The sequence below is a fragment of the Pantoea sp. FN0307 genome (genome assembly GCF_050113815.1).
Classification (GTDB): domain Bacteria; phylum Pseudomonadota; class Gammaproteobacteria; order Enterobacterales; family Enterobacteriaceae; genus Mixta; species Mixta alhagi.
On the sequence record NZ_JBNJSO010000001.1, the window covers coordinates 1196443 to 1214788 of the forward strand.

The 18346-nt window shown below is 49.9% G+C and carries 16 protein-coding genes and 2 pseudogenes; 10 read left to right on the forward strand and 8 right to left on the reverse strand.

The features are described from left to right. Nucleotides 1-73 precede the first annotated feature (73 nt). Complete coding sequence (locus ACQE3Z_RS05605; RefSeq protein ID WP_426972591.1) at nucleotides 74-1096, forward strand: LLM class flavin-dependent oxidoreductase; 1023 nt, start codon at nucleotides 74-76, stop codon at nucleotides 1094-1096. Nucleotides 1097-1134: 38 nt separating this feature from the next. Here the strand turns inward: ACQE3Z_RS05605 and dcuR are convergent, their stop codons facing one another. Together dcuR and ACQE3Z_RS05615 are read right to left on the reverse strand one after the other, a co-directional pair. Further along, the gene (gene dcuR / locus ACQE3Z_RS05610) at nucleotides 1135-1851 is read right to left on the reverse strand and encodes a two-component system response regulator DcuR (protein WP_426972593.1); all 717 of its coding nucleotides are present in this window, start codon (nucleotides 1849-1851) and stop codon (nucleotides 1135-1137) included. After that, nucleotides 1848-3479 carry a sensor histidine kinase gene (locus ACQE3Z_RS05615; RefSeq protein WP_426972595.1) on the reverse strand — a complete coding sequence of 544 codons (1632 nt, stop codon included), beginning with the start codon at nucleotides 3477-3479 and terminating at the stop codon, nucleotides 1848-1850. Before ACQE3Z_RS05615 ends, dcuR begins: the two co-directional genes overlap by 4 nt. A 161-nt stretch (nucleotides 3480-3640) precedes the next feature. On the opposite strand from ACQE3Z_RS05615, the gene mqo reads away from it, so the two are divergent. Then, on the forward strand, nucleotides 3641-5290 hold the full coding sequence (gene mqo, locus ACQE3Z_RS05620; protein ID WP_426972597.1) for a malate dehydrogenase (quinone): 1650 nt from the start codon (nucleotides 3641-3643) through the stop codon (nucleotides 5288-5290). Nucleotides 5291-5416: 126 nt separating this feature from the next. On the opposite strand, the gene ACQE3Z_RS05625 is transcribed toward mqo, so the two are convergent. The 6 genes from ACQE3Z_RS05625 to ACQE3Z_RS05650 form a co-directional block, all read right to left on the reverse strand. After that, nucleotides 5417-5797, reverse strand: coding sequence for a tellurium resistance protein TerW (locus tag ACQE3Z_RS05625; protein ID WP_426972599.1), 381 nt, complete (start codon nucleotides 5795-5797; stop codon nucleotides 5417-5419). A 95-nt stretch (nucleotides 5798-5892) separates the two neighbouring features. After that, nucleotides 5893-6834, reverse strand: coding sequence for an HpcH/HpaI aldolase/citrate lyase family protein (locus ACQE3Z_RS05630; protein ID WP_426972601.1), 942 nt, complete (start codon nucleotides 6832-6834; stop codon nucleotides 5893-5895). 2 nt (nucleotides 6835-6836) lie between these two features. Continuing rightward, nucleotides 6837-7922: a cysteine protease StiP family protein gene (locus ACQE3Z_RS05635; protein WP_426972603.1), complete on the reverse strand. Its 1086-nt coding sequence runs from the start codon at nucleotides 7920-7922 to the stop codon at nucleotides 6837-6839. Then, nucleotides 7919-8701 carry a hypothetical protein gene (locus ACQE3Z_RS05640; protein ID WP_426972604.1) on the reverse strand — a complete coding sequence of 261 codons (783 nt, stop codon included), beginning with the start codon at nucleotides 8699-8701 and terminating at the stop codon, nucleotides 7919-7921. Before ACQE3Z_RS05640 ends, ACQE3Z_RS05635 begins: the two co-directional genes overlap by 4 nt. Continuing rightward, on the reverse strand, nucleotides 8694-9827 hold the full coding sequence (locus ACQE3Z_RS05645) for a phosphoribosyltransferase domain-containing protein (RefSeq protein ID WP_426972606.1): 1134 nt from the start codon (nucleotides 9825-9827) through the stop codon (nucleotides 8694-8696). The genes ACQE3Z_RS05640 and ACQE3Z_RS05645 overlap by 8 nt, the downstream gene beginning before the upstream one ends. A gap of 9 nt (nucleotides 9828-9836) precedes the next feature. Then, nucleotides 9837-10928, reverse strand: a complete 1092-nt coding sequence (locus ACQE3Z_RS05650) for an ATP-grasp domain-containing protein (protein WP_426972607.1) — start codon at nucleotides 10926-10928, stop codon at nucleotides 9837-9839. Nucleotides 10929-11236: 308 nt separating this feature from the next. On the opposite strand from ACQE3Z_RS05650, the gene ACQE3Z_RS05655 reads away from it, so the two are divergent. The 8 genes and pseudogenes from ACQE3Z_RS05655 to ACQE3Z_RS05690 all read left to right on the forward strand — a co-directional run. After that, complete coding sequence (locus ACQE3Z_RS05655; protein WP_426973067.1) at nucleotides 11237-11815, forward strand: TerD family protein; 579 nt, start codon at nucleotides 11237-11239, stop codon at nucleotides 11813-11815. Next, nucleotides 11815-12981, forward strand: a complete 1167-nt coding sequence (locus ACQE3Z_RS05660; protein WP_426972608.1) for a TerD family protein — start codon at nucleotides 11815-11817, stop codon at nucleotides 12979-12981. Before ACQE3Z_RS05655 ends, ACQE3Z_RS05660 begins: the two co-directional genes overlap by 1 nt. 13 nt (nucleotides 12982-12994) lie before the next feature. Then, nucleotides 12995-13450: a tellurite resistance TerB family protein gene (locus ACQE3Z_RS05665; protein ID WP_426973069.1), complete on the forward strand. Its 456-nt coding sequence runs from the start codon at nucleotides 12995-12997 to the stop codon at nucleotides 13448-13450. Between the two features lie 34 nt (nucleotides 13451-13484). Beyond that, nucleotides 13485-14528 carry a TerC/Alx family metal homeostasis membrane protein gene (locus tag ACQE3Z_RS05670; protein WP_426972610.1) on the forward strand — a complete coding sequence of 348 codons (1044 nt, stop codon included), beginning with the start codon at nucleotides 13485-13487 and terminating at the stop codon, nucleotides 14526-14528. Nucleotides 14529-14586: 58 nt separating this feature from the next. Next, nucleotides 14587-15165 (forward strand): TerD family protein, encoded by a 579-nt coding sequence (locus ACQE3Z_RS05675; protein ID WP_426972612.1) that lies wholly within the window; start codon nucleotides 14587-14589, stop codon nucleotides 15163-15165. A gap of 75 nt (nucleotides 15166-15240) precedes the next feature. Next, entirely contained in the window at nucleotides 15241-15816 is a 576-nt protein-coding gene (locus tag ACQE3Z_RS05680) for a TerD family protein (protein WP_426972614.1), read from the forward strand. 71 nt (nucleotides 15817-15887) lie between these two features. Further along, nucleotides 15888-17129 (forward strand): annotated as a pseudogene (locus ACQE3Z_RS05685) (VWA domain-containing protein); the annotation flags it as partial. A gap of 815 nt (nucleotides 17130-17944) precedes the next feature. Then, nucleotides 17945-18253, forward strand: a pseudogene (locus tag ACQE3Z_RS05690) (ISNCY family transposase); the annotation flags it as partial. Nucleotides 18254-18346: the final 93 nt, after the last annotated feature.

Consider the following 18346-nt stretch of genomic DNA (forward strand, 5'->3'; position numbering starts at 1 on the left):
CCGCTACAGTTAACAGATAAAAAGCCGGTATTAATCGTGCCGGGTATCCTGCATTTTTATAAAAGGCAACAGCATGAAAAAAATCGGGTTTCTCTCATTTGGTCATTGGGGGCCGTCGTTCCAGTCGGCAACGCGTACCGCCGCTGATGCCCTGCAGCAATCGATCGCGCTGGCCGAAGCGGCTGAAGATTTAGGCGCAGACGGCGCTTATTTCCGCGTACATCATTTTGCCCGCCAGCTTAGCGCGCCGTTTCCCTTGCTGGCAGCGGTTGGTGCCCGTACCCGGCGTATTGAAATCGGTACCGGCGTGATCGATATGCGCTATGAGAATCCGTTCTATATGGCGGAAGAGGCGGGCGTCGCCGATTTAATCAGCGGCGGACGTTTACAGCTGGGCATCAGCAGGGGGTCGCCAGAGCAGGTAATTGATGGCTGGCGCTATTTCGGCTATCAGCCGCAGGAGGGTGAAAGCGACGCGGACATGGGCAGACGCCATACCGAAGTGCTGCTTGATGTGCTGCGCGGTGAAGGGTTCGCTAAACCCAATCCGCAGCCGATGTTTGCCAATCCGCCAGGCCTGTTACGACCAGAACCTTTTTCTGAAGGCCTGCGTGAGCGTATCTGGTGGGGATCGGGATCCAACGCCACGGCAATCTGGGCGGCCAGGCTGGGAATGCATTTGCAAAGCTCCACGCTGAAAGATGATGAAACCGGTGAGGCGTTTCATATTCAACAGGCGAAGCAGATCCGCGCCTATCGCGCCGCCTGGCTGGAAGCGGGGCATGCGCGCAAGCCACGGGTTTCGGTAAGCCGCAGTATCTTTCCTCTGGTGAATGAAAAGGATCGCGCTTATTTTGGTGCCAGCCGTCAGGAAGGCGATCAGGTCGGTTATCTGGATGAGAAAACGCGGGCAATTTTTGGCCGCAGTTACGCCGCAGAGCCAGAGACGCTAATCGCGCAGCTGAAGCAGGATGAAGCAATTGCCGAAGCGGATACGCTGCTGCTAACCATTCCTAATCAGCTGGGCGTGGATTATTGCGCGCACGTGCTGGAAGCAGTGTTAACTCAGGTCGCGCCTGAACTGGGCTGGCGCTAAGCAGGCCGGTAAGGGGGAACCCTTACCGGCCACGTCTGTTAACAGTAATGTTTCAGCAGGGAGTGATATTCCGCCTGCAAACGATAACGATAAACCGGCCTGCCGGTGGCGCCGTAATGAATGGTGGTGAAAAGAATTTTAATTTCCGCCAGCCAGATCAGATATTTACGGCAGGATACACGCGAGATATTGACTTCTGCGGCTAATTCATCGGTAGAGAACTCCGTGTCCGGATGGGCATCAATCCACTGACACAGAGTGCGTAAGGTTTGCGGCGTTAACCCTTTAGGCAGGCGTTGCTGCTCACTGGTGGTTGGTGAGCGGCCATGAATGATGCGGTCGAGTTCCGCCTGCTGATAATATTGTTGATTATCCATCTGCGATCTTTTTTGTCGCCAGTGGGTTAGCGCTTCTTCAAAACGCGAGAACTGGAAGGGCTTGATCAGGTAATCAACCACGCCATAGTTAAGCGAGGTTTTAATCGTTGCCGCATCTGCCGCGGAAGAGATAATGATGACATCAACGGGATAGTGAGAATTGCGCAATTCTGACAGTAAATCGAGCCCGTTTTCCTGCTGCATATAGATATCGAGCAGGATCAGATCAACCGGCGGCTCGGTCTGGAGTAATCGCTCTTTTGCCTGTTGTAAGGTTGACGCGATACCACAACAGGTTAGCCCTGGGATCTGTTCTATATAGCAACGGTTAAGTTCAGCGACCATAGCATCATCGTCGACCACTAACACATTCATCATAAAGCCTGATTTCCTTTGCCCCAGGGGAGCTGTACAAAAAATTGGGTATAGATACCCGGTTCAGATTCGACGCTGATATTTCCGCCAAGCGTTTCTGTTTGTTGTTTAACCAGGAACAAACCCATTCCCCGATCGTCGCCTTTTGAAGAAAAGCCTTTTTCGAAAATAGATTTTTCCAGGGCGGCAGGAATGCCAGGACCGTCATCACTGACTTCGCAGGATAGCCACCCATTCTGGTAGTGCAGCAACAGATGAATTTCACCTTCCTGCTGCTGATCTAACGCTTCCAGCGCATTTTCAATCAAATTTCCCAGAATAATAATCAGCGCCGCAACCTGTTCCTCACTGCCGCTATCCGGCAAATAACTGGCATCGTTGAGAATCAAGCGATGCCCTTTATCTGAGGCGCGGTTGATTTTACTTAACAGAAATCCCGTCATTACCGGTGACTTAATGCGTTGCTGCAGCGACCCAATTTCCGTCTGGTAATTATTTGCCGTTTTTAAAATATAGGCTTCCATCTGCGCATAATTTTTCATATGCAGCAGGCCGAGAATGACGTGCAGCTTATTCATGAACTCATGGGAGCGTTCACGTAACGCATCGACATAGTTTACCATGCCGTCCAGGCGCAACATCAGCTGACTGATTTCCGTTTTATCACGGAAGGTACACACCGCGCCGATAATACGCTTTCGGCTGCGAACCGGCACGGTATTGCTAATCATAATGCGCCCGCGCACGTTAAGTTCTTCATCATGTCGCGCCTTACCGTCATGCAGGGCTTCCCGCAGGTGGCTTAACATCAGCGAGTTTTCCGGGATCCGATCGCCACTGAGCGGTGCTTCGATGGCTGTTTTGCGCAATAACTGCTGCGCTGCCTGGTTGATCAGCGTCACGCGCGCATGGGCATCAACCGCAATCACGCCCTCTTTTACCGAGTCAAGAATGGCCTGCCGCTGTTCAAACAGGCTGGAGATTTCATGTGGCTCCAGACCAAGCAGAATTGTTTTCAGGCGCCTGACCAGCATCAAGACGCCCAATAATCCCACTGTGCCGCCTAACAAGGTGGTCCAGAAAATGTTCCAGCGGCTTTTACTGACTTGCGCCGTAACATCGCTGAGTGAAATCCCAATCGCCACGACACCGATTTGCTGATGCCGGGTGTTAAATACCGGGGTGAATACGCGCAATGCTTTTACCAGCGTCCCCTGATTGAACGCAACGTTTTCATGCCCGGCCAGCGCCGGTTGCAGGTCTTCGCCAATAAAACGTTTATTAATTAAGGCGCGGTTGGGATGTGAGTAACGTATACCGTTCATATCGGTAACGGTGACAAACAGTAAGTCATTGCGCTTTTTTGCCGCCTGAGCAATGGACTGAATGACGCCATCGTTAGCGGGCAGGGTAAGGCTGTGTTGAATTTGTGGATCTTCGGCCAGCGTTCGCGCTACGGCAAGCGCCTTGTCTTTCACATGATCATGCGTGAAGTTGTCAATTTGAATAAAGTAGAGCAGATGAACGCTTAACAGCACCGTAAATATGACCCCGCCCATCATTAACATGGCCAGGGTACTGAGTTTCATTGGACGCTTAGGCGCGGGCTTTGGCTGTGGTGACAGGTTCATTAAGGTAATAAGGTTCTTAGCGTAGCGCATTTAGTAACTAAAGTAACAGGCGGTGCTGTTTTTTTAATTAAATAACTAAAAATAAATCAACTATTAAGTAACAATAATTTAAAGTTAATCAGCTTTTTTTAACCATAACTGCGACATATTGAAGACTAAGCATGATTAAATCAACAAAAGTACTGCCTTCGCTTTCCCTTTTGGCTCTGCTAGTAACTTCTGCAGCGCATGCTGAAACTGCACCAGAGAAAACCGATGTTTTACTGATCGGCGGCGGCATCATGAGCGCCTCATTAGGCACTTTCCTTGAAGAACTTCAGCCTGACTGGAAACAGATCATGGTTGAAAAACTTGACGGTGTCGCGCTGGAATCATCCAATGGCTGGAACAACGCGGGTACCGGCCATTCAGCAAATATGGAGCTGAACTATACGCCAGAGCGTCCGGATGGTTCAATCGAAGTTAAGAAAGCTTTAGAAATCAACGAAGCTTTTATGATTTCCCGTCAGTTCTGGACTGCACAAGTTAAAAAGGGCGTGCTGAATAATCCGCACTCATTTATTAACTCCACTGATCATATGAGTTTTGTCTGGGGCGATAAAAACGTTGATTACCTGAGCCGTCGTTATCAGGCTCTGCAAAAAACCGTTTTGTTCCAGGGCATGAAATTCTCTACCGATCCTAAGCAGATTGCGCAATGGTCTCCGCTGATTATGGAAGGCCGCGATCCGAAGCAGAAAATAGCCGCAACCTGGACGCCGGTCGGTACCGATGTTAACTATGGTGAAATTACCCGTCAGTTGATTGGCAGCCTGAAGAAGAATGATAACTTCAAGCTGGAAACCTCTTCTGAAGTTACCGATTTCAAACGTAACAGCGATAATTCCTGGCATGTCACCATCAAAGACGCCAAAAATGGTGAAACGCGTAGCGTTGACGCCAAATATGTCTTTATCGGCGCTGGTGGCGGGGCTCTGAAGCTGCTGCAAGAAACCGGCATTCCTGAAGCAGATAAGTATGCAGGCTTCCCGGTCGGCGGCTCATTCCTGGTAACGGAAAACCCGGAAATTGCGCAACGTCATAACCAGAAAGTGTATGGCCAGGCTTCCGTTGGTGCACCGCCAATGTCTGTGCCGCATCTGGATTCCCGTTATCTGGATGGCAAAAAGGTTGTCCTGTTTGGACCGTTCGCAACGTTCTCAACCAAGTTTCTGAAAAATGGTTCACTGTTTGATCTGCTGAGCACCACCACTACCAAGAATGTTATTCCGATGACAAACGTGGGCATGGATAACTTTGATCTGGTTAAATACCTGGTCGGTCAGGTTATGCTGAGTGAAGAAGACCGTTTCGCCGCGCTGAAAGAGTATTATCCCAACGCGAAGAAAGAAGACTGGAAACTGATCCAGGCAGGTCAACGTGTACAGATCATCAAGAAAGATGAAGAGAAGGGCGGCGTGCTGAAACTGGGAACCGAAATTGTGACCGATCAGCAGAAAACGGTAGCGGCATTGTTAGGTGCTTCCCCGGGCGCATCAACTGCAGCTCCGATTGCGCTGGATGTGGTTAAGCAACTCTTCCCGGAGCAGTTCAAATCTGCGGAATGGCAGGAAAAAATTCGTAAGGTTGTGCCGAGCTACGGCAAGAAACTGAACGACGATCCTGCGCTGGCACAGCAGGTGTGGAACGACACGGCAGCTACTCTGCAACTGACTAAACCGCCGGTGATTAATATGGCAGGTAAATCCGCTGAAGCACCGGCAGCAGAGACGTCAAAAGCGTCAGAGCCGCAGTATAATATGGCTCTGTAAGGCGAGCTTAACAGGCGAGTGCATCAATAAGTAAGCTTTGCATTCCCTGGTATGGCAAGTAAAAAGGCGGGTTTAAAACCCCGCCTTTTTATTGCCCGCTTTATACGACGCACTACCGATCTTCAGCTATTTTTTCTTACTGCCAAAGTGGTTTTCCACGAGCCATTCAACGACCTGGCTGCGGTTCATTCCGTTGCGATAGCCATACGTCTCTATTTTGCGGAGCACGGAAAAACGCAGCGACAGAGAGACCGGTTTTTTTCCTTCCTTGTCCAGCACAACACTCTGACCGGTTGTTGATGACCTGGACTGCTCACGCATGGTCATCGCCTCGCGCATGTATTTTACAAGCTTGGGCGTAATCGCACCTGCCCCGATCATCTGGTATTTAGCGCTGGCTTTGTGAAACTTTATTTCGGCATGAAATTCTTCTCTGATGTCCCTTAAATCGCGAATAAATGTAGGTTCGGAACAGTCTATTTCCTGAAACAGCGCATCCTTACTCACGGGTTTTCCCGTGCTTAATAAAACGATCAGTTTGTATTGTCTGTACTGTTTAGCGCTCAGGGACATAACACACCATAGTGATAATAAGCACGCACCTACTGGCGCGTGGCAAAAAACACATTGTCAAACTGTTTCACAATTCCACAATGCTTCGAGCGCTCAAGGACCGATGTCGCCCAGCGCCAGTGCGTCGCCGGTTCACACATTGCTCCCTGAGATTTAAACACAGCCTGGGTTGAGTTAAGAATGCGCAGCGCATCTTCATATTCCTCTTTTTCAACCATCAGACCACGATGAATCAGTTCAAGATGCGAAGGGTGAATCGCTGTCTTACCCACTAAGCCGTGGGCGATATCCAGCGCCAGCTCCCGCTCCAGCAGTTCGATATTGTCGATCTGTTCACAAACTGGCGCAGTCAGTGAAAAACCGCGAGGCGCAAAAACCGCAACCAGCATTTTCACTACATATCCCATAGGCCCGTCGTAAAGCGTCAGATTTTTCGGGCGTCGCATTGAAATCACACTCATCAAATCGTTCCCACCGATACGAAGAGCAACGATTCTCTCCCGCGCGGGATGCTGCTCCAGCGCAATGGCAAGCGCGTTCATCGCATTCACGTCAAAGACCTCTCGCGTTTCAAGCGTTGGCATCATCGCGAGATGGGTTGACCCGAGAATTTGCCACCAGCAGGATAAGTTAGCGTGTGTAAACTTTGGCAAAACAAAACCATCAATACCGGTCAGTTTATATTTGCTGACGAGCATCGCTGCCATCTCTTCTTGACGCGGACGGATAAAAACAAGAGGACGTTGAGCGGCCTCATCGGGGCCGACGTTTTCACTCAGCTCCTGAAGCAGCGCGTCGAGATTCATTAAGGCCGGTTCAAGATCGGATTCGCTTACCGCATCCTCCAGGCAGACAACCAGCGAGCGGAGTTCGGGTATTTTTCCGTGCAGAATGATTTCAGCAAGGTCGCTACGCGTGGCAGGCATATAGAGGGTTGCACCCAGCATGAAAGGGGAAATGCATTTTTTCATGATCAGGCCACCTTTTTGATGATGGTTACGGCGCGGTAAAACCCAATAGTATCGCCAACTTCTTCAACCGTGATCCCTTTCTGTTCAGCCAGATAAAGCAGCAGAGAGACATCATGATCGGCTTTATTACTCACCAGGACATGATCCGGAACGCGGCGCAAAACCGCCCGAGTCGCTTCCGCAATACCTGGCTTAATCCGGTTGATGTTCGCTATGTGGAATTTCTCTGCCAGCTTTTGTATGACCTTCTGGCTGATGCCGGACTGGTTATGGCATTGGGTTGAGAAGGGAAGGGCAGCGGGCACGGTACCGACATTAATCTGCTTTCGGAACTGATCAACGGTGTCCACCAACAGGGTGCTGCACTCATATTCACGCAGGTGCTCACAAAAAACGCAGCCGTGGAAGCCGGTTTCAGTCCATATGGATCGGGATACCATGCCGGAAACGGGAGCGCCCATAATGCCAAAAGGGATGAGCCAGTCATTATCTGAGGCCGCTATCCATGCGCAGCCAGCAGGATCGGCAAGGACAGCCAGGCGCGGCATTTCAGGATAACCGGGACGGTTTTTAAGACTTTCCGTCAACTGACCGGTGATGGTGCCTTTTCCCGTCCAGCCGTCCACAAAGACAATCCCATCAGTACCGTGACGGGCTTCGATCACAGCGAGCGCCTCAGTATCGATACCGCGGTCACGGATAATACTGATGCCGTAATGAAAAGAGAGATGCCCCATATCCGTGATGGCGCGTTGAAGCATCACGCCTAGCGGCACGCCTGCGCGCACCAGACTCACCAGAATAACAGGGCGAGCCTGAACCTGTTCTGTCAGTCCTTTGGCCAATGCGATAACTTCGCGCGCCATTCTGCCCGCGCCAACGTCCAGAGCCTTACCAAACAACTCAAGATGGGCCGGGGTCGGGGCCGGCTCCTGACTCAACATATCGGAATAATGCTTCTGGCCGGACTGGATCAGTCGCTCTTTTTCTTCCACTGAAGTCATTTCGATCTCTACCGGTTCCAGCAGAAACTGAATATCAGAAGGAAGGTAAGTGCCATGAAACGGTTTAAGTGTCTTGCCCGTCATATTGTCTTATCCTCACGAAACAATCTTTCGTTAATGGCCTCTGCAAACTGACTGCGGGAAGGCATCCCAAACCAGTGGCAGTGCTTCATGAACGTGTGATCGCTTAAACTGTCTCCCAGCCCCAAAACCGGAAACGCCCCTCGCTCATCCCGCAGTTTTTTCAGTAACCATTCCACGGCCAGTCCCTTCTGCACGCCAGCCGGGATCCAGGCGATGTTATTCCCGTTCGAATGAATGTAAAAGCCTTCGGTATCAAGCTGTTGCATCATCACCTTATTGAAATCATAAAGCGTCTGAATTTTCGTGCTGTCCCTGTGTTTCATGACGAAATAAACCGGCGTGCCGTTATATTCAACATTCATCCTGCACCATGCATCAATACCCGCTTCAGCCAGCTTGTCGCTCAGCATCTGCCGGTAGCTCACCAGCCGGTCATGCATGGTGGCAAGTCCGGACATGATAATATCCTGCCATTCCCGGTTAACCGTGCCGTCCGGATTAGCGATTACCGCACCATGCGTCATCACTTTCCATGATGTGAAGGGCACGGCGACGCGGGCGGTTTCTTCCGTCCCACGCGCCGTGACAGGAATAAGCTCAGCGGTAGAGAGAAGCCAGTCAACCAGCATCGCCTGCTCAGTTGACATAAAGCTTCTGGGCTGGCGTTCACGATCGTATGCACCAATACGAACAGGCTCCAGGTGCATTTCATTGAGCATTTTGCGTCTGGTCTGAAAAAGGGTGTCGTCAAGGTCACACAGGGCAACGGGCTTATTCATAACTGATAACCTCTACGCGGGGGGAGATTTTTCTGAGTTGGGCGAGCAGCTCCGGACAAACTGTATCAACCGGCGTTTCCACACACACAATCACTCGGTCGTAAGTGTGGTGAGCAATGTTATAAATGAAGTTAGGGATGCCTAACCCATAGTTGTCTGTAAACGCGATGACAGATTTTATCGCCATACCGATGGCTATAGGCGATCGGGTAAGCGAACCAAATCGAACCTCAGCGCCGTCGTTCTCCAGACGCTCAGCGAGCAGGAAAGGCTGCCAGACGAACTCTCCGGAACCAATAACCAGAATTCTTTCTCCTTTCTCGGTGCGTAATGCATCCCCCAGATTGCACGATGTTTCATGCATTCCAAGTCGTCCCCAGTCCTGACGTTTAGCGAGCGAAGCAGACCCGCGTGCCGTGACGTTTACAGAGGGCATCACCGGTACCGGCGCGTCCGGGCAAGGTGTCCAGCTCCAGCTACCTTTAACCAGCGACACGACATCAACAGGCAGAGGGCAATTCTGTGAGATAGCGTCTCCACTCCAGTCGGTAAGCGTCACGGTGACAACGCGAGCCAGGGTGTCCAGGCCGGCATCACGTAATGCCTGGAGAAGGTTAAGGAACGTTTTACCCGTTGTGGCTTCATCATCAATCAACACCAGCGTTCGGGCATTTTTCGCACGCTCACGCAGCGTTGTATCTTCAGGATGGTAGATAAGATGATCGGTGGCATGGCTGTGATCTTCTTTAAATTCGCACAGCAAATCACCGTCTACAGGATGTCGGGTGCTGGTAAGGAAAACCGATTGTGCAATGCACTTACTGGCCTCGCGGAAGACACCGGCTGCGAGGCCAACGGCCGTTTCGGCCATGCCGATAAACAGCACGGGTTCAGGCAGATTGGCTGGCATACCCGCGGCAAGATTAACGTAGCTTTTGTTCATCACGGTGGGAGAAACAGGGATATGACGTCCCAATACCTTGCTGACAAATAAAAAAGCCCGCCTGGGATTTCTGCGCTCAGCAATGTCAAATAAGGTGTCCAGACATACGTCGCTGGTGGTTTTAACCGTTAACGTACCGCTTGCCAGTTCTCGTTGATAAATCTGCTGTTTTGACTGTGACATATCTCTGCCTTAAACCTCAGATGAAACATTGTCTGGCGTGCTGATCTCAACGACCGGCAGCGGTTTGGCATTGTGAGTGGAAATGACCTGTAGAGATTTGAATAACCCCAGCTTCTCGGTCGTTTCGCTGTCGTTTAACAAGCCCAGCTGGCGCAAGGCAAACAGGCCGGGCAGATTTATACCGCTAAAGGCAGTGTATCCAATGCCACCAGAAGGCCGAAGATTCGCTTCGAGCAGCACCGGTTCGCCCTGGTCATTGTCCCGCGTCTGTATATTGATCAGGCCGTCAGCCCCCAGTCTGTGTGCACATGCCTGTGCCAGTTGAAATGCAGCACCCTCATTTTCAAATGCCTGCACTGACCCGGCTTTGCGTCTTGCCACTGCGGCAATGACACGGCCTTTTTCAACCAGCATATCTGTTGAGCGCTCCGGGCCAGGCAGATAAGGCATCACAATCTGTAACGGCAATTCTTCTTGCGCAGCTACGGCGCTGCGCAAAGCAGTAAGAAGGATGTCGGGATGCATATGGCGATGCTCAGGATTATTAAAAAACGCAAGTTGCTTAACGCTACGTTTCAGCACCCAGAAACCCATACCATATATGCCACGAACGGGCTTAATACAGGGAAGCAGCCCTTTGGACTCCAGACTGGAAATGGCATCGGACACTTCTTCAGGCGTCTGAACCTGAATTGACTTAACGGAAGCAAGCCCTGCGCAAAACATCTGTTCGCTGAACAGCGTTTTGTTATCAGCCAGCTCAAAAGTATCTACGTGACAAGCGCCGGTCGTTAACTTAACGCCAAGTGTTTCAATATCCGCCCGCATTTTTTCCATCAGCCAGCCACGCTTGCCTGCATGAATGGCAACCACATTGTGTTTCTCACATACGCTGGTAATGAAAGACAACAGATCATCATTGTCGGCGGGTTCGATATATGAAAAGTCAGCTTCAGAAAGGATTTCAGGCCGCTCATTACGATGAGAAGCAATCAGGGTGAAGACATAGTCTCCCTCAGTGCGGGCCTGTTTGACCTGCTTAAGTATATCTTTCTGTGATGAAACACCTTCCATAAACCAAACAGCAGCAGGTCTAACCATTCTGTCGAAGTCCTTACGTCACGTTAAAAACACAAGAGGGTCAAGTGTAGGCATAAGCACAACTTTTATCAATCATAATATGATTATTAACTGAGCGTTGTAACAAATGTGTGATTTTCTTGAATTGCAATAACTTCCATAACGCAAATTTAACTTATTTTACCCTTTTATTCATACATATATAAATAGAAAGTTGTCATATGATGATTGTTTTCTTGCACTATAAAAACGTCATGTTATGATTTCATAGCTTTGAAATTAATCGGCAATTTTTACTACGGCAAAACACCTATCAGTAAGGGGACATGATGGTATCTCTCAGTAAGAATCAGACGATTTCGCTGGCTAAATCCAGCAGCGCGATTTCACAAATTCGTTTCGGCCTTGGCTGGGATCCTGCTAAAAAAAAGGGACTGTTTGGCAAACTTCTCGGCGGTGGTGACAGCATCGATCTCGATGCCAGCTGCGTGCTGCTCGATAATGCCGGTAACGTGCTGGATACCGTCTGGTTCCGCCAGATGCAGTCTAATGATGGCTCCGTGAAGCACAGCGGTGATAACCGCACGGGTGAGGGCGATGGCGATGATGAAACCATTATAGCTGATCTGTCCCGCCTGCCTGCTAACGTTGAGCATCTGGTTCTGACGGTGAACAGCTTTACCGGCCAGTCTTTCAATGATGTAGAAAATGCTTTCTGTCGTGTGGTTGATCAGCAGGGTAAAGAGCTTGCCAGGTACACGCTGACTGAACAAGGCTCTCACACGGCGGTCATCATTGCGTCCCTGCACCGCAACGGCGGTGAGTGGAATTTTACCGCCCACGGTAATGCATCGCGTGGTCGTACCATTCAGGACATGGCGTCCGACATTAAAGCGGTAGCACGCTAATGAACCTGATGCCGGGGGGCAATGCCCCCGTTCCCAACCAGTCGCTGGTGGTGCGGATTTCCGCTGGCACCCCCATTGATGTTTCCTCTTTCCGTTTGTACGACACCGGTAAGGTACGCGGCGATCTGGATATGGTTTTCTACGGTCAACGTGAAAATGACGATAGCACCGTTCGTTACTCTTCATCCGGTAACGAAACCATGTTTACCGTCAGCCTGCCGCAGCTGCGATCTAACGTTCAGAAAATTGCTTTTACGGCTACGTGTGACGCCGGCAAAAACGTCTCTCAGGTCGAGCGTCTTGCCATACAGGTAGAAGCGAACGGCAATGCCATCCTTCTCTGTGATGTTGACTTGGCTGGTCGCACTGAAGCCGCGCTTATTCTGGGTGAGCTGTATCGTCGTAACGGGGAATGGAAGTTCCGCTTTGTGTCACAGGGCTTCAATGGCGGGTTGAAACCGCTGGCCGAGCATTTTGGTGTGGATGTTGCCGATGCGCCATCAGCTCGTTCGACGCCAACGCCAACGCCAACGCCAACGTCTTCCCCTACGGTGAATCTCAGCAAGGTGAGCCTTACCAAAGAAAAGCCGTCTATTAGCCTTAAAAAGAAGGATGATTACGGCCAGATCCGCGTGAACCTTAACTGGAATCAGCGCGTGGGCAATAACAACGGTGGCTTTTTCAAAAGCATGTTCAATAACAATAAAGGCATCGATCTTGACCTTGCCGCGTATGTTGAACTGTCAAACGGCTATCGCACTATTGTTCAGGCGCTTGGCAACAAATTTGGCAGCGTGCGTGATGAACCCTATGTAGAGCTTCAGGGGGACGATCGTACCGGTGCAGTCAGTAACGGCGAATGGATATATATCAACGGTACTGAATGGAAGCACATTCGTGAAGTGCTGATCTTCGCTTTCATCTATGAGGGCGTGCCGAGCTGGGAGAGCACGGACGGTTCCGTTACTATCCACGTTCCGGATCAGCCCCCTGTGGAAACTTTTATGACGGAAGGGAACAACCGTCAAAATATGTGCGCCATTGCACGTCTGATAAACGAAGGTGGCGCAATCCGTGTAGAACGTATCAATCGCTATTTCAGCGGTCACCAGGAGCTTGATCAGGCTTTTGGCTGGGGATTTAACTGGAAAGCGGGTTCAAAGTAACCTGGGGGTAAACATGAGTTTTTTTAATACGCTTAAAGAGAAATTTAACGCGGGTCGCGATGAGCTAACTAAACAGGTAGGCCGATATAAAAATCGCGCCTTTCTGGAAGGTACGGTTGCCGTCTGCGCACGCATTGCAGTTTCGAGCGATGGCGTGAGCACAGAAGAAAAGCAAAAAATGATGGGCTTTCTTCGTGCTTCGCCTGAACTCAGCATTTTCGATACAACAGAAGTGATTACATTTTTCGAAAAACTGGTGACATCCTTTTCTTTCGATCTGGAAGTTGGGAAGGGCGAAACCATGAAATACATTCTGGCATTAAAAAACAAGCCGGAACAGGCACAACTGGCTGTACGCGTAGGTATCGCCGTTGCCAAAAGCGACGGCAATTTTGATGAAACCGAAAAAGCGAATGCGCGCGAAATTATCGAAGCCCTGGGCTTCCAGACAAGCGAATTTGGCCTTTAACGGGTAATAATTTTAAGTCTCTGGAGTTGATCACATGCAATCCACCCACATTGGGTTCCCGATAGAAACGGTCGCGGTGTTTTTACTGCTTTCAGTTGGTGCCATTTTCATCGATTTGTTTATGCACCGTCATGACAAGCCTATCTCCCTGAAAAGCGCTGCTGCATGGTCGGTTTTCTGGATCCTGATGGCGCTTGCTTTTGCGGGCTTCCTGTACGTTCATCATGGTGCGGAAGTCGCGAGTCTGTTCGTTACCGGTTACGCGCTTGAAAAAGTGCTTTCAGTAGACAACCTGTTTGTCATGATGGCTATTTTCTCGTGGTTTGCTATTCCGAACAATTACCGCCACCGCGTGCTGTATTGGGGCATCATCGGGGCGATTGTGTTCCGTGGTATTTTTGTCGCCATCGGCACCAGTCTGCTTGCGCTTGGCCCTTGGGTTGAGGTTGTGTTTGCCCTTATTGTTGGCTGGACAGCAGTAATGATGCTGAAAAGCGGCGATGACGGTGACGAGATCGAGGATTACTCTCAGCACTTTGCTTACCGAATGGTGAAACGCTTCTATCCAATTTGGCCAAAACTCAAAGGCAGCGCATTTGTGCTGAGCCAGAAAGAGGTTGATGCGGAGCTGGCTAAACCCGAAAACGCCGACGTTCAGGTTGGCCGCCTGACCAAAGCGGGACGTTACGCCACCCCAATGCTGCTTTGTTTAGCTGTCGTTGAGCTTTCAGATGTGATGTTTGCGTTCGACTCTGTGCCAGCCGTTATCGCGGTCAGCCGTGAGCCACTGATTGTATACAGCGCAATGATGTTCGCTATTCTTGGTCTGCGTACCCTGTATTTCGTACTGGAAGGGCTTAAGCAATATCTCGTTCATCTGGAAAAAGCGGTTATTGTCCTGCTCTTTTTCATCGCGGTGAAACTGGGCCTGAACGCAACAGATCACTTCTTCCATCACGGTTATTCAATCAGTGCGACCGCCAGCCTTTATGTGGTAATGGGGGTTCTGGTACTGGGCATTATTGCAAGCCTGCTTTTCCCGGGTAAAGAAGAGCAGAATGACGAAGAACGCGGCTAAGCCGCGTCGTTAATCAAAGCATACCGAGTATGCATCACGACGATTTGAGGAAAACAACATGGCAGTGACTCTCTCTAAAGGCGGTAACGTATCCCTGGCTAAAGTGGATCCGTCACTGAAAAACGTGAAGATCGGTCTGGGCTGGGATACGCGTTCTACTGACGGTCAGGATTTCGACCTGGACGCATCCGCTTTTCTGTTGACCGACGCAGGCAAGGTTCGCGGTGATAACGACTTCATTTTCTATAACAATCTGAAATCTTCAGACGGTTCCGTTACCCATACCGGGGACAACCGTACGGGCGAGGGTGAAGGTGATGATGAATCCCTGGTGATCGAACTGAATCGTGTTCCGCAGGAGGTGACCAAAATTGTTTTTGTGGTCACCATTCACGATGCTGCAGCTCGTCGTCAGTCGTTCGGCCAGGTCGCCAACGCCTTTATTCGCCTGGTAAACAACGATACAAACGTTGAAGCCGCACGTTATGATCTCTCCGAAGATGCCAGCACCGAAACCGCGATGCTGTTCGGTGAGCTGTATCGTCATGCCGGTGAGTGGAAGTTCCGTGCCGTAGGCCAGGGCTATGCTGGTGGACTGGCATCCGTGTGCGCCCAGTATGGTATCAACGCGTCATAAAACGCGTTTCGCATTTACGCAGTAACTTACGCCCACATTATCGGGGCAACAGACCAAAGCAAAGAGGATTTCATAATGGCAGTTAATCTGACTAAAGGCGGTAACGTAAACCTGTCCAAAGAAGCACCTACCATGACCAAAGCGATTGTAGGTCTTGGCTGGGATGCGCGCGTCACTGACGGACAGTCATTCGATCTGGATGCGTCGGTGTTCCTGGTAGGCGCGGAAGGTAAAGTGCTTTCCGACCAGCACTTTGTTTTCTTTAATAACAGCACCAGCCCGGATGGTTCAGTTGTCCATCAGGGCGACAACCGTACCGGTGAAGGTGCGGGCGATGATGAGCAGGTTAAAATCTCGCTCTCTACCGTACCGGCTGACGTGCAAAAAGCGGTCTTCGCAGTAACCATTTACGATGCGGAAACCCGTAAGCAAAACTTCGGTATGGTATCTAACGCCTACATCCGTATCGTTAACGAAGACAATAATACCGAAATCGCTCGCTACGATCTGTCTGAAGATGCCAGCACTGAAACGGCGATGATCTTCGGTGAGTTGTATCGTCACAACGGTGAGTGGAAATTCAAGGCCGTTGGGCAGGGTTTTGCGGGTGGCCTGGCAGCGCTGGCTGCACAGCATGGCGTCTCTGTTTAAGCGAGAGCAAATTTCAAGCCTCTTCCCTGTGAAGGGGCTTTTTTTTGCCTGCGTGAGCAGGGTTAACAAAGGGGAAGGATATGGAACTGGCTCCCGGTCAGAATACAGCTATTCATGTGAACGATATCGAAGTAAAACTCACCTACCTCCAGCGAAATGATTTTTGTAGTGATATAGATGCTTCCGCCTTTTTGCTGGATGCCGATGAAAAGGTTTCAGGCGATCTGGATATGATTTTCTTCAATCAGCCACAAAACGCAAATCAAAGCGTGGTGATGGAGAGCAAACCAGGTGAAGCCATCTTTAGAATTAATTTGGCAGGCGTCCCTGTTACGGTTAATAAAATTGCCGTGACGGTTGTTATTGACGGGAAAGATACGCTGGATGGCCTTCAGGAACTGAAACTTATGTGTGACGGACATACGTTTCCGATCCCAATTGCAGGACGAACAGAGAAGGCGTTGATTGTCGCACATATTTACAGACATAACGGTATGTGGAAACTTCGTGCTGTTGGTCAGGGCTTTAATGGCGGATTACATCCGCTGGCGTTGCATTTTGGCGTGGATGTATCAAATCCCGAACCGGCCCCGGTACCCACAGTCAGCCTTGAGAAAAAGCTTTCTAAAGCACCGAAGCTAGTCAGTCTGGCGAAACCCATAACCGTTAGTCTGGAAAAACACCGGTTAAAAGAAGTGAAGGCGCAGGTGGCCTTTGTTCTTGATGCTTCTGGTTCAATGTCGGGGCAATTCAGGCGGGGTAATGTGCAGGCGGTTCTTGAACGCGTTACGGCGCTGGCCGTGCAGTTTGATGATGACGGCGTGATGCCCGTCTGGGCTTTTGGGGAAAAGTTCAAGCGCTATGACGATGTGACGCTGGATAATATTGAGGGCTATATCGATCGCATCCGTAATGAGGGCAAGCGCAGCATGTGGGAAGTGCTGCCGGGGCTGGGCGGTACGAACAATGAACCGCCTGTGCTGGACGCTGTTAATAAAGAATTTAAGGACTCAACGCTGCCTGTGTATGTCGTGTTCATTACTGACGGTGGAATCAGTAAGACGCGCCTGATCAAGGACAAATTGCGTGAATCGGCAAACTTGCCGGTGTTTTACAAATTCCTCGGTCTGGGTGGCTCAAATTATGGCATCCTTGAATCACTGGATAAATTTTCCGACAGACTTGTTGATAATACTCATTTTTTCCCCGTTGATGATTATGAACAGGTCAGCGATGAGACGCTCTACGATCAACTGTTGATTGAATTCAGAGAGTGGATCGATACAGCAAAAGCAAAACGTATTCTGCGTTAATATGAGCACCGGCTTCAGGCCGGGCTCGTTAGCTCCGCGCGAGCAGTCTGCTTTATCGCGACGTTCTTATTATCTCCAGTGAGTAAGAGGAAGTGCAGTCGTTATCACAAAATCATATTCTGGCCGGGCGGGGCAATGCCTTTTTTTCAAGTCCAGCCAATAATAAACCAGTAAGAATTTTCCTACTCCAGTCTTAGTTCGATATAAATAAAAGCAATGTCTCTCCAGCTTATTTAAAGATTTTGCCGATTATAGTCGGATCTAAAGCCCATTGTTTTCGGCGAGTAATTAATTCCTCTAATATCTGGATACCCGCATTGTGTGATTGATTGGTCAGGAGTGGGAATTTTTCTGCTCCTGACCATTTGCTTTATCAAATAGTGAAAAGCATATCCATCTGGATGGGTGAGTGAAGAGCAAGGGCACAATAACGCTGGATGTAGAGGTTGCATAAGCATCACGATATTAAATTTAACATAATATACATTATGCGCACCAATGTTGTAACTGCAATATTCTGATGTCACTTTTAACCCATTTAGTGATGTCACTTTTTCTGGCATAAAGGAACCAATCCCCAGGCCACGGAGACATCAGGATGCTTGTGACCATGTCAGATAAAGAAATCAGTCGGATCAACATCATTCAGTCAGTTGTTGAAAAGCGCATGCGCCGTCGTGATGCTGCTATCAGCTTGCTCTTACCGAACGTCAGACACAGCGTTTAATGAACTGCTTTCGCGAGTCTGGCGCTGCAGGACTGGCAAACCTTCGGCGTGGACGACCCGGTAATCATAGGCTTCCTAAGTCACTGATGAAGCAGCCAACGCCTGGCTGAATACCTTCATCGCTGACTTCAATCGTCGCTTCGCAAGACCAGCAAAATATCCCAAAGATCTGCACCGACCTGTGGCTGAAAGCAACGAAGAATTCCGCTATGACAAAATGATATATCTGGTCGAACCTACTGAAGAAAATACACGCATCGCTGGCGAGAAAATAACAGTCTACGACTATCCAGACGGCACGCTGGCATTCAAATACGGTTACCGTTCACTCAAATATCAGGTGTTCGACAAACTGGAATGTCTCGACCAGGGGCAAATCGTCGATAACAAACGAGTTCAGGGCCAGTCTGAAACGCTAGCCCCTGCTCTTTTAGTTTTTTTGGATAGTTCAGCTGTGGCAGTGTGATGAAGTGCAAGCTTTTGAAAACAT

What these genes read in the sequence shown, in the direction of transcription:
- ACQE3Z_RS05605 (WP_426972591.1), top strand. Translation starts at nt 74, where the DNA reads ATGAAAAAAATCGGGTTTCTCTCATTTGGTCATTGGGGGCCGTCGTTC.
- dcuR (WP_426972593.1), bottom strand. Translation starts at nt 1,851, where the DNA reads ATGATGAATGTGTTAGTGGTCGACGATGATGCTATGGTCGCTGAACTT.
- ACQE3Z_RS05615 (WP_426972595.1), bottom strand. Translation starts at nt 3,479, where the DNA reads ATGAACCTGTCACCACAGCCAAAGCCCGCGCCTAAGCGTCCAATGAAA.
- mqo (WP_426972597.1), top strand. Translation starts at nt 3,641, where the DNA reads ATGATTAAATCAACAAAAGTACTGCCTTCGCTTTCCCTTTTGGCTCTG.
- ACQE3Z_RS05630 (WP_426972601.1), bottom strand. Translation starts at nt 6,834, where the DNA reads ATGAAAAAATGCATTTCCCCTTTCATGCTGGGTGCAACCCTCTATATG.
- ACQE3Z_RS05635 (WP_426972603.1), bottom strand. Translation starts at nt 7,922, where the DNA reads ATGACGGGCAAGACACTTAAACCGTTTCATGGCACTTACCTTCCTTCT.
- ACQE3Z_RS05640 (WP_426972604.1), bottom strand. Translation starts at nt 8,701, where the DNA reads ATGAATAAGCCCGTTGCCCTGTGTGACCTTGACGACACCCTTTTTCAG.
- ACQE3Z_RS05645 (WP_426972606.1), bottom strand. Translation starts at nt 9,827, where the DNA reads ATGTCACAGTCAAAACAGCAGATTTATCAACGAGAACTGGCAAGCGGT.
- ACQE3Z_RS05650 (WP_426972607.1), bottom strand. Translation starts at nt 10,928, where the DNA reads ATGGTTAGACCTGCTGCTGTTTGGTTTATGGAAGGTGTTTCATCACAG.
- ACQE3Z_RS05655 (WP_426973067.1), top strand. Translation starts at nt 11,237, where the DNA reads ATGGTATCTCTCAGTAAGAATCAGACGATTTCGCTGGCTAAATCCAGC.
- ACQE3Z_RS05660 (WP_426972608.1), top strand. Translation starts at nt 11,815, where the DNA reads ATGAACCTGATGCCGGGGGGCAATGCCCCCGTTCCCAACCAGTCGCTG.
- ACQE3Z_RS05665 (WP_426973069.1), top strand. Translation starts at nt 12,995, where the DNA reads ATGAGTTTTTTTAATACGCTTAAAGAGAAATTTAACGCGGGTCGCGAT.
- ACQE3Z_RS05670 (WP_426972610.1), top strand. Translation starts at nt 13,485, where the DNA reads ATGCAATCCACCCACATTGGGTTCCCGATAGAAACGGTCGCGGTGTTT.
- ACQE3Z_RS05675 (WP_426972612.1), top strand. Translation starts at nt 14,587, where the DNA reads ATGGCAGTGACTCTCTCTAAAGGCGGTAACGTATCCCTGGCTAAAGTG.
- ACQE3Z_RS05680 (WP_426972614.1), top strand. Translation starts at nt 15,241, where the DNA reads ATGGCAGTTAATCTGACTAAAGGCGGTAACGTAAACCTGTCCAAAGAA.